General features: G+C 43.3%; 10 protein-coding genes. 8 read left to right on the top strand and 2 right to left on the bottom strand.

What is annotated here, in order from left to right:
• Window positions 1-63 precede the first annotated feature (63 nt).
• Window positions 64-945, top strand: a complete 882-nt coding sequence (locus tag ACFFAP_RS21785; RefSeq protein WP_375513181.1) for a phosphatidate cytidylyltransferase — start codon at window positions 64-66, stop codon at window positions 943-945.
• 331 nt (window positions 946-1,276) lie between these two features.
• Here ACFFAP_RS21785 and ACFFAP_RS21790 read toward each other — a convergent pair whose 3' ends face one another.
• Window positions 1,277-1,990, bottom strand: coding sequence for a DUF2993 domain-containing protein (locus tag ACFFAP_RS21790; RefSeq protein ID WP_375513170.1), 714 nt, complete (start codon window positions 1,988-1,990; stop codon window positions 1,277-1,279).
• Between the two features lie 136 nt (window positions 1,991-2,126).
• Here ACFFAP_RS21790 and ACFFAP_RS21795 point away from each other — a divergent pair, with 136 nt between their 5' ends.
• A complete protein-coding gene (locus ACFFAP_RS21795) occupies window positions 2,127-2,885 on the top strand; it encodes a pseudouridine synthase (protein WP_375513171.1) in 759 nt (252 codons plus the stop codon).
• Between the two features lie 29 nt (window positions 2,886-2,914).
• Window positions 2,915-3,727 (top strand): helix-turn-helix domain-containing protein, encoded by an 813-nt coding sequence (locus tag ACFFAP_RS21800; protein WP_375513172.1) that lies wholly within the window; start codon window positions 2,915-2,917, stop codon window positions 3,725-3,727.
• Between the two features lie 117 nt (window positions 3,728-3,844).
• Here the strand turns inward: ACFFAP_RS21800 and malQ are convergent, their stop codons facing one another.
• On the bottom strand, window positions 3,845-5,353 hold the full coding sequence (gene malQ / locus ACFFAP_RS21805; RefSeq protein WP_375513173.1) for a 4-alpha-glucanotransferase: 1,509 nt from the start codon (window positions 5,351-5,353) through the stop codon (window positions 3,845-3,847).
• A gap of 228 nt (window positions 5,354-5,581) precedes the next feature.
• Between malQ and ACFFAP_RS21810 the strand changes: the two genes are divergently transcribed.
• The 5 genes from ACFFAP_RS21810 (at window position 5,582) to ACFFAP_RS21830 (ending at window position 8,494) form a co-directional block, all read left to right on the top strand.
• Window positions 5,582-6,013: an NUDIX domain-containing protein gene (locus ACFFAP_RS21810; RefSeq protein WP_375513174.1), complete on the top strand. Its 432-nt coding sequence runs from the start codon at window positions 5,582-5,584 to the stop codon at window positions 6,011-6,013.
• Between the two features lie 109 nt (window positions 6,014-6,122).
• The gene (locus tag ACFFAP_RS21815) at window positions 6,123-7,250 is read left to right on the top strand and encodes a Rid family detoxifying hydrolase (RefSeq protein ID WP_375513175.1); all 1,128 of its coding nucleotides are present in this window, start codon (window positions 6,123-6,125) and stop codon (window positions 7,248-7,250) included.
• A gap of 44 nt (window positions 7,251-7,294) precedes the next feature.
• On the top strand, window positions 7,295-7,555 hold the full coding sequence (locus ACFFAP_RS21820) for a type II toxin-antitoxin system ParD family antitoxin (RefSeq protein WP_375513176.1): 261 nt from the start codon (window positions 7,295-7,297) through the stop codon (window positions 7,553-7,555).
• A 2-nt stretch (window positions 7,556-7,557) separates the two neighbouring features.
• Complete coding sequence (locus ACFFAP_RS21825; RefSeq protein WP_375513177.1) at window positions 7,558-7,863, top strand: type II toxin-antitoxin system RelE/ParE family toxin; 306 nt, start codon at window positions 7,558-7,560, stop codon at window positions 7,861-7,863.
• A gap of 157 nt (window positions 7,864-8,020) precedes the next feature.
• The gene (locus ACFFAP_RS21830) at window positions 8,021-8,494 is read left to right on the top strand and encodes a hypothetical protein (protein ID WP_375513178.1); all 474 of its coding nucleotides are present in this window, start codon (window positions 8,021-8,023) and stop codon (window positions 8,492-8,494) included.
• Window positions 8,495-8,922: the final 428 nt, after the last annotated feature.

An 8,922-nucleotide genomic window follows, 5' to 3' on the forward strand; every position in this document is an offset into this window, starting at 1 on the left:
TACCCAGTACCCAGTACCCAGTACCCAGTACCCAGTACCCAGTACCCAGTACCCAATACTTCTATGCCTTGGTCTCGGATTATTAGTGGAATTGTTGCGATCGCTCTTGCTCTTTCTGCAACCCTTTTGGGGGGTTGGTACTTTACCATCATCTTTGCGGTTATCATCTTTTTGGGTCAACAGGAATATTTTAATTTAGTACGAGCCAGAGGCATCGCTCCCGCCGCTAAAACCACTATGGCTGTCAGCCAAGTTTTGCTGGTAATTTGTACCCTTGATGGCAGTTTAGCTGACGCTGTGATGCCAATTGCTGGCACACTTATTTGTTTTTACCTGCTGTTTCAGCCCAAATTTGCCACGATCGCTGATGTTTCCGCTTCTATTATGGGGCTATTTTATGTAGGTTATTTACCGAGTTACTGGGTGCGATTACGGGCAATTGATAGTGCTGCTTTTAGCAATCTCCCTTTTGGAGGTTATTGGCCCACAACCTGGACAGATTTCTGGGAAAAGGCAAATTCCGCTTCTTTAGCACAAGGTTTTACAGCAACACTGCTGACTTTTTTGTGTATTTGGGCAGCGGATATCGGCGCTTACACTATTGGTAAATTCTTTGGGAAAACCCGTCTGTCTGATATTAGCCCGAAAAAAACTGTAGAAGGTGCTGTCTTTGGTATTACTTCAAGTGTTGCTGTAGCCATAGCAGGAGCCTATTATCTACATTTGCCCAGATCCCCCTTCACTGGTTTAGCATTGGGTTTGCTGATTGGCATTGCTAGCCTTTTAGGGGATCTTACTGAGTCTATGCTCAAGCGAGATGCTGGAGTCAAAGATTCTGGGCAGTTAATCCCCGGCCACGGTGGTATTTTAGACCGTACTGATAGTTATATTTTCACTGCTCCTTTGATTTATTATTTCGTGACACTACTGTTGCCGCTACTGTAACGGTTTTCAGTCACAGTTAAAGTATTGCACTGACCCACATCCCGCCCAGAACTTAAGTTCCGGGCTAATAGCTACTGTCCACCTAAGTGGACTAAAATTCTTGTTTAGTCCTCTTGAGAGGACTTAAGCTATAAGCAAGAGGAATTCTATTCCGAGGCGGGATCGCAACGAAGCGCAGGATTGTGTTTATCCTCCCTTCAATGCAATAACTTGGAATTCTATTCCGAGGCGCGATCGCAACGAAGCGGGGAATTGTCCCCCTGCTCTCTCATCCCCTGAGAGCCGCTATATCATTTAAAATAATGTATTAGCATTTTTTAATTTCTAATCATCAAGGGTTAACGTTAATCCGCCCACGACACACTAGCTTGCCTGGGATCAGCGTTAGTTCTTGGATATCGACATCTGAGCCAAGATCCAGATTGTACTCATGATTGTCCTCTAATATATCTCCCTGGTGGGGCTTGATTTTTATATGTGCCAGTTGCAACTCATGTCCACTGAGTAACTGTAAGCCCAGACAAATCTCTAGAGGAGTTGTTTCACTATTGGTTACTCTCATACCTCGCAGTATAATTTGGTTGTTATCAAGGATAATTTCTTGCCAATTTATTGGTTGTGACTGTGGGCAATGTGTTGGTAAAACTTTAACCAGTAAATCACTCAAAGCAGTCGATAATAAGTTAGATGAGAGAGAAGCATTAAGATCCTTCTGGTCTACGATCAAATCGCCAACCACTGGTACTGTTTCTAACAATTGTAGCGGTTTTCCCTTGAGTATCGCTCCGATATTTATCCGAATATTTTCTGCTATTAATTGAATTTGTGTAATTAGGAGACCTTGATAAATTGCATCAGTAGCAAAAATAGATACCAACGGGATACGCCCAGAGATAATTTGGCGATCGCTCGCTTTCATCTCCACTTTTAAGTCCGATATTTGGCTCACTTGCGCTCTCAACCAGAGCTTTAGAGCTGTTGTGAGTACTTGCGTAATTATGCGGATTTTATTTGCATTTGTTGTTTGAAAATTTTGCTCTGGCATCTAAACCAATCTGTTTTATGAGTATTTGTTCAACAACCGAACTGAAATTAAAACTTGCCTTAAATGTAACATTTATGCCTACTCACTACAAAATACAAATATCATTTAATTGTTAACAGTAAATAAGCAATTCCACATGGAGGCACGGGTACAAAAAATTCTGGCTCAATGGGGTATCGCCTCACGTCGTGAAGCCGAAGAAATGATTAGGCACTCACGAGTACGGATAAATGGGGTATTGGCACATTTAGGTCAAAAAGTTGATCCCGAAAAAGATGCGATCGCTATTGATGGTAAGCCTGTATCTAAAAAGCAGCGTCCGGCTTTAATATATTTATTGCTGCACAAACCAGCAGGTGTGGTTTCGACTTGCTACGACCCTCACCGCAGACCAACAGTCCTGGATTTACTACCGAAAGAATTACGGGAGGGTTTAGGTATTCACCCAGTTGGGCGTTTAGATGCAGATTCTACAGGAGCATTAATCCTGACTAATGACGGAAATCTGACATTTGGACTAACCCATCCCCGCCACAGTATTTCCAAGACATATCGTGTTTTGGTAGAAGGACATCCTCCAGAAACAGTACTGAAAATGTGGCGTCAAGGTGTGATGTTGGAGGGTAAAAAAACCAGGGCCGCTAAGGTACAGCTAATAGAACATCGTGCCGAGCAAAGCTTTTTAGAAATAGTGTTGCAGGAGGGAAGAAATCGCCAAATTCGTCGGATAGCCCAACAGTTAGGATACCCAGTAATCAAGCTGCATCGGACTGCTATCGGCCCAATTAAATTACAAACTCCAAAAGAACCTTTTTTGTCAGAGGGTAAATATCGTTCCCTCAAAGATCATGAAATTCACTTTTTGCAAGATCAGATAACCCAACCTAATTATTGATTCAGCGGAGTTAAGGAGTGTCAGTAGGCATGAAATGGCTAAGAAAGAAGAAGAATAAGCAGCCATCAATTTCATTAGAGCAAGAACGAGCCGAAAAGTTGGCAGAAATGGGCGCTCAACTTTGGGCATTGCGTCAAGAACAGGGATTATCTCTAGAGCAAATGGTTGCATTAACCAGGATTCCCCGGCGATTATTGCAGGCGATCGAAGAAGGTAATTTAAACGAGCTGCCAGAACCAGTCTATATACAGGGTTTAATCAGGCAATTTGCCGACGCACTCGGCTTAAATGGAGTAGAATTTTCTGGCACTTTTCCGATCAGTTCTGCACTAGTGAAGCCTCAAGGTATGGGGGATAATTCACCCCTTGATCAACTACGTCCGATTCATCTTTACTTTCTTTACATATTCCTAATTGTATGCTCTGTAAATGGCTTATCTCAGTTATTAAATAACGCTGTACTACAAGCAAATAATAGTCAAAATCAACCATCCCCAAAACAAAAATCCATTATTAAACCAGAAATAGCCCAAGTAAAAGAGTCAGTGGAGGTTCAATCAATTAACGATACCCTTAGCGCCGTCCAACAGGGTAAGGCTGTACAGATTGGTGTCACTTTGAAAGCGTCATCTTGGATTCGCGTAGTAGCCGATGGCAAAACCGAGTTTGAGGGTATTTTGCCAGAGGGAACTCACCGAATTTGGAAAGCCCAAGAGCAACTTACAGTGAAAACTGATAATGCTGGTGGCGTGTTGATGAGCGTCAATCAGGAGAAAGCCAAGGAAATGGGAGAACCTGGGAAAGAGGAAGAAGTTAGGATTGCTGCAAAACCTAAGTTTTGAGATCAGAAGGATGAGGGGGACAAGGAGGCATTTACTCCTCCCTCTCCCTTATCTCCCTTGTCTGCCTTGTCTGCCTTATCTCCCCCTGCTCCCCCTGCTCCCTCATCTCCCCACTCCTTACTGGGCTTCTGGGGCGCGTCCATTTAGTCTGGTAAGAACTTTCAAGCGATCGCCTAATTCCTCTGTCAACGCTCCTGGTTGATAGCGCCACTCCCAGTTCCCCTCAGGAATACTCGGAAAATTCATCCGCGCTTGGTTCCCTAATCCCAAAATATCTTGCAAGGGAATAATCGCTTGGTTGGCTATGGAACTCAAAGCTAGGCGAATTAAATCCCAGTGGATGCCATCAGGACTGATAGAACCTAAATAAAGCAACAAGTTTTGCTTTTCCTGGTCGCTAGCTGTATTGAACCAGCCTAAAGTTGTATCATTATCGTGAGTCCCAGTATAAACTACAGAATTACGCGGATAATTGAATGGTAAAAATGGATTAGCGGCATCAGCACTAAAGGCAAATTGCAAAATTTTCATCCCCGGAAATTCATACTTGTCTCGCAGCGCTTCTACCCCTGGTGTAATTACTCCCAAATCTTCTGCTAAGACGGGTAGCTTGCCCAACTTTTGCCTAATCACTTCAAAAAAAGCATCTCCAGGCGCTTCCACCCATTTACCATTGATGGCAGTTTCTTCACCTTGAGGCACAGCCCAATAAGCCTCGAAGCCCCGGAAGTGGTCAATGCGAATTATATCTACATAATCCAGCATTGCCTCAAAGCGCTGTACCCACCACTTAAAGTCTTGTTTTTGCAATTCCTCCCAGTTGTAAACTGGGTTGCCCCACAATTGACCGGTGGCGCTAAAGTAATCTGGTGGGACTCCTGCCATTTGGGCGGCAGCTCCTGTCTGTTCATCTAGACAAAAGATGTTGGGATGCGCCCACACATCAGCGCTATCATGAGCTACGTAGATGGGGATATCGCCGATAATGTCAATACCGCGCATGTTGGCGTAGCTTTTAAGCTCTGACCACTGGCGGAAAAACTCAAATTGGACAAACTTGTAATAAAAAATCTCTCCATTGAGCCGCTCCTGTACTTGCTCCATTGCTTGTGGATCACGCTTGACAAGTTCTGACGGCCATGTGTGCCAGTTTGCATTCTCGTTGGCATCTTTCAACGCCATAAATAAGGCGTAATTATCTAGCCAATAGGCTTTGCTGTCGCAAAAACCTTCAAACTCTTTTTGTTGGATGGGTGTGGCATTGGCTCTAAAATGTTCATAGGCTTTTTTGAGTAGCCCAATCTTAACCGGCACAACCTCCTTGAAATCTACCTTTTCTTCCGAAAATCCTGGTAAATTAGCAAAGTCTTCTTCTGTTAGCAAACCCTCATCTCGCAGTTTTTCTGGGCTAATCAGCAGGGGATTTCCCGCCATTGCCGAGTAGCACATATACGGTGAATTACCGTATGCAGTGGGGCCCAAAGGTAAAACTTGCCAATATTGTTGATGGCTTTCTTTAAGAAAATCGATGAAGCGATAAGCTTCTAAGCCTAAATCCCCAATGCCAAATCGACTGGGAAAAGATGTGGGATGCAGCAAAATGCCACTTGATCTAGGAAAAGGCATATTTAACCTGAATTATAAGAGGAAGGGATTGTCTGAACGACACGCTAGGCGATCGCCCAAGGGGCACTGGCAAAGCCAATTGCATCGAATTTATCACGGAACAGTATTTGTAGGGTAAATCAAGTAAACTCATTTTGTTTGTCCTTTGTCATTTGTCCAAAGTCCAATGGCTAATGACCAATGACTAATGACTAATGACTAATGACCAATGACCAATGACTAATAAATATGACTTACCGAAATCCTGCACCGACAGTTGATATCATCATTGAACTAGTAGATCGACCTCATCGTCCAATAGTGTTAATTGAAAGACATAATCTACCCTTAGGTTGGGCTATTCCGGGTGGTTTTGTGGATTATGGGGAAGCGGTGGAAGTGGCGGCGCGGCGGGAAGCTGAGGAAGAAACGGATTTGCAGGTGGAGTTAGTTGAACAATTACTGGTGTATTCTGACCCCAATCGCGATCCGCGTCAGCATACGATTAGCATTGTGTTTTTGGCGACAGCGAAGGGTGAACCTGTGGCTGGAGATGATGCTAAGGGTGTAGGAATTTTTGAGTATTGGCGAGTGCCTGGTAATTTATGTTTTGACCACGATCGCATTCTGCGCGATTATTGGCGATATCGGCATTATGGGATACGTCCGAGGTTGGGGTAGGAGGGACGAACCGCAAAGGCGCGAAGGGCGCAAAGGAAGAGGGGAGAGGAATACCTGTGACACAAAGTTTTTGTGATTATACTGTGTCAGTGGTATTTAAAGGTGCATTATGAACGCTGAGAAACTTTTAGAGAAATACGCAGCAGGAGAACGGAAATTTCATTCAGCAAATCTTCAAGGAGTAGACCTCACAAGCAAAGATTTGAGTGAGATAGATTTATACAAAGGAAATTTAAATGGAGCAGACTTGAGTGAAGTAACTCTGACCAAAGCTAATCTTTGGGAAGCAAGCCTCTCTAGAGCATCCCTAAGATGTACAAATTTGATGTGGGTGCAAGGTGGGTCAATTAATTTAAGTTGGGCAGACCTTAGCGATTCGGACTTAAGTTATGCAAACTTGAAAGCTGCAAATCTGACTGGAGCAGACTTGACTAGAGCAAACTTTACTCAGGTAGAGCTAACTGGAGTAAATATTCAAGGTGCAAATCTCCATAAAGCTATACTCCGGGGAGTTAGTTTTGAGAAATGTAATTTGTCAGGAATGAATTTAACTGAAGCTGATTTAGTTGGGGTATACCTGGAACAAGCAAATCTCAGAAACACCTGTCTAAAAGGAGCAAATCTAGAAAGAGCCTGTTTTTCAAATGCAAACTTGATGATGGCAAACCTTGATGGTGCAAATCTGAAGAAGGCAAATTTAACTGGCGCAAATATCTATGGGGCAACCTTTAAAGATGCTGACCTGACTGGTGCGATAATGCCAGATGGAGAAGTCTACAAACCGATCGCAGCTGAAGCAGAAATCGGTAAACAGCAAACATCGTTAAATAAAGTAATATCTATGACCCGTAAAGTAATTAATACTGATAACGCACCCGCTCCAGTCGGCCCTTATAATCAAGCGATCGCAGCTTCTGGTCAATTTGTATTCATCGCTGGACAAATTGCCATCGATCCCCGCCTTGGTGATGTCCTCCACACTGATGATGTCAAAAAACAAACTGAGCAGGTATTAGCTAATCTTGAAGCCATCCTCACAGCAGCTGGTGCGACTTTCCAAGATGTGGTGAAAACCACTGTATTTCTGGCTGATATGAATGATTTTGCGGCGGTGAATGCTGTATATGCTAAATATTTCCCCGAAGATACAGCCCCAGCGCGGGCTTGTGTTCAAGTATCGCGCTTACCTAAAGATGTGTTGGTAGAAATTGATGCGATCGCTGTAATTAGCGGTTAGAAGAAATAGAACAATTGCTAAAGCTGATTTCAGAGAGATAAATCATGAACATTGAACTCAAACCTGAACATGAACAATTTATCCAAGCCCAAATTGCTAGTGGGAAATTTAGGAACGCAGATGAAGTAATTGATGTAGCATTTCAACTGTTAGAAAAATTAAATTCTGAGTATGTCCAATGGGTAGAAGAAACCCGGCAAAAAGTTGATGTCGCAATTGCTGAAATTGAACGAGGGGAAGTTTTGGATGGCGAAACTGTAGTAATGCAGATACTAGAAAAGTTCCAAAAGGCGCGTGAGGCTTAGTAATGAGCCGCTATGTCATTTCACTCTCTGCTAGTCGCGACTTAAATGAAATTTCTGATTACTTTTTAATCCGAAATCTGGAAGCAGGAGAAAAACTATTTAGAGAGTTTAACAATAAATGCCAAAATTTAGCGGTGTTTCCAAATATGGGACGCAGCTATGCTCATATTAAACCTTCATTACGTGGCTTACCCCTAGATGGATATGTAATTCTGTACCAAGTGATTGATGATGGGGTTAAAATTTTGCGCGTTGTTAGCGCTCGTCAAGATTTAGAATCTTTATTTGCAGAGTCGGATGAAGAGTAAAGCCATAAATTTTGTTAACTGGGATAAAAAAATATAAACACGTTCTTTGGCTTGCCGTAAAGTGCAGATAAAACTCTGTTAATTATCTCTCAACAAACGCGATCGCTTCTACAACTTTGGGAATACTGAAACTAAGTATCCTAAAGGAGTATTAAAAATGCCCGAAAATCGCATCAGTGCAAACTTAGCCCCAGCAGACAAAGAAGCAGTCATGCAGGCGATCGCTACAATTAGAGAAAAGTTACCATTTTTGATTGATTTGACCCCTGAAGATCGGCGAACGATGCTGAAGATGGGAGATAAAAGTCGGGCTTTTGTAAGCATTGCCTTGGAAGTGGCGACACAGAACCCGGAATTTTTGCCTCGTTCTTTTGATTTGGAAGAGATGCGCCGGGATTTAGGCATATTTGAGGACTTGTATCCGGTGCTTTTGTCTCTAACGCAACTGCAAGAACTGGTAGATGATACCTGTATAGCGGCTGCTAGCGAAGCGTATGCCGCAGCATTAGCTATTTATAGTTATGCCAAAGCTAGCGGTGATGTCACAGGTTTAGATGCAGTCATTGATGAGATGGGACGCAGGTTTTACCGCCGTTCTAAGAAAAAGAAACCCGAAGCCGCAGCCAGCTAAAGCATAAAATAGGCGATGCCTACGGCGGGCTGCACCTACGCAGTAGTTGCCTATTTGGTAAAATACACGCAATTTGTAGGGGCATAACATTGTTATGCCCTTTTCGCATTTTAAATCTAAAGATTTTTAAAACCCGCGCAGGCGGGTTTTGCCTGTGTAGCCGCAACTTTTATAGCGCATCTCGTTTATCTAAAATACACTTTGACCTCACTTCCATTCCTCTCCCCTTGAAGGGGAGAGGTTTTGAATCTTACTCCCCAACGCTACAAGGGTTGGGGCTGGGGGTTCGGTCTATATTAGACTCCACCGAGAAGCACTAAGTCGCCAGGGCATTTTTCAACCTCAGAAGGTCAATATTGAGCCTCAGAAGGTCAACATTGAGCCTCAGAAGGTCAACATTGAGCCTCAGAAGGTCAACATTGAGCCTC

This window comes from uncultured Nostoc sp. (assembly GCF_964245575.1).
Taxonomy (GTDB): domain Bacteria; phylum Cyanobacteriota; class Cyanobacteriia; order Cyanobacteriales; family Nostocaceae; genus Nostoc.

Excerpts from the sequence above, each read along its gene's own strand:
- ACFFAP_RS21820 (WP_375513176.1), top strand. The coding sequence starts at position 7,295 with ATGAACATTGAACTCAAACCTGAACATGAACAATTTATCCAAGCCCAA.
- ACFFAP_RS21830 (WP_375513178.1), top strand. The coding sequence starts at position 8,021 with ATGCCCGAAAATCGCATCAGTGCAAACTTAGCCCCAGCAGACAAAGAA.
- ACFFAP_RS21810 (WP_375513174.1), top strand. The coding sequence starts at position 5,582 with ATGACTTACCGAAATCCTGCACCGACAGTTGATATCATCATTGAACTA.
- ACFFAP_RS21785 (WP_375513181.1), top strand. The coding sequence starts at position 64 with ATGCCTTGGTCTCGGATTATTAGTGGAATTGTTGCGATCGCTCTTGCT.
- ACFFAP_RS21795 (WP_375513171.1), top strand. The coding sequence starts at position 2,127 with ATGGAGGCACGGGTACAAAAAATTCTGGCTCAATGGGGTATCGCCTCA.
- malQ (WP_375513173.1), bottom strand. The coding sequence starts at position 5,353 with ATGCCTTTTCCTAGATCAAGTGGCATTTTGCTGCATCCCACATCTTTT.
- ACFFAP_RS21815 (WP_375513175.1), top strand. The coding sequence starts at position 6,123 with ATGAACGCTGAGAAACTTTTAGAGAAATACGCAGCAGGAGAACGGAAA.
- ACFFAP_RS21800 (WP_375513172.1), top strand. The coding sequence starts at position 2,915 with ATGAAATGGCTAAGAAAGAAGAAGAATAAGCAGCCATCAATTTCATTA.
- ACFFAP_RS21825 (WP_375513177.1), top strand. The coding sequence starts at position 7,558 with ATGAGCCGCTATGTCATTTCACTCTCTGCTAGTCGCGACTTAAATGAA.
- ACFFAP_RS21790 (WP_375513170.1), bottom strand. The coding sequence starts at position 1,990 with ATGCCAGAGCAAAATTTTCAAACAACAAATGCAAATAAAATCCGCATA.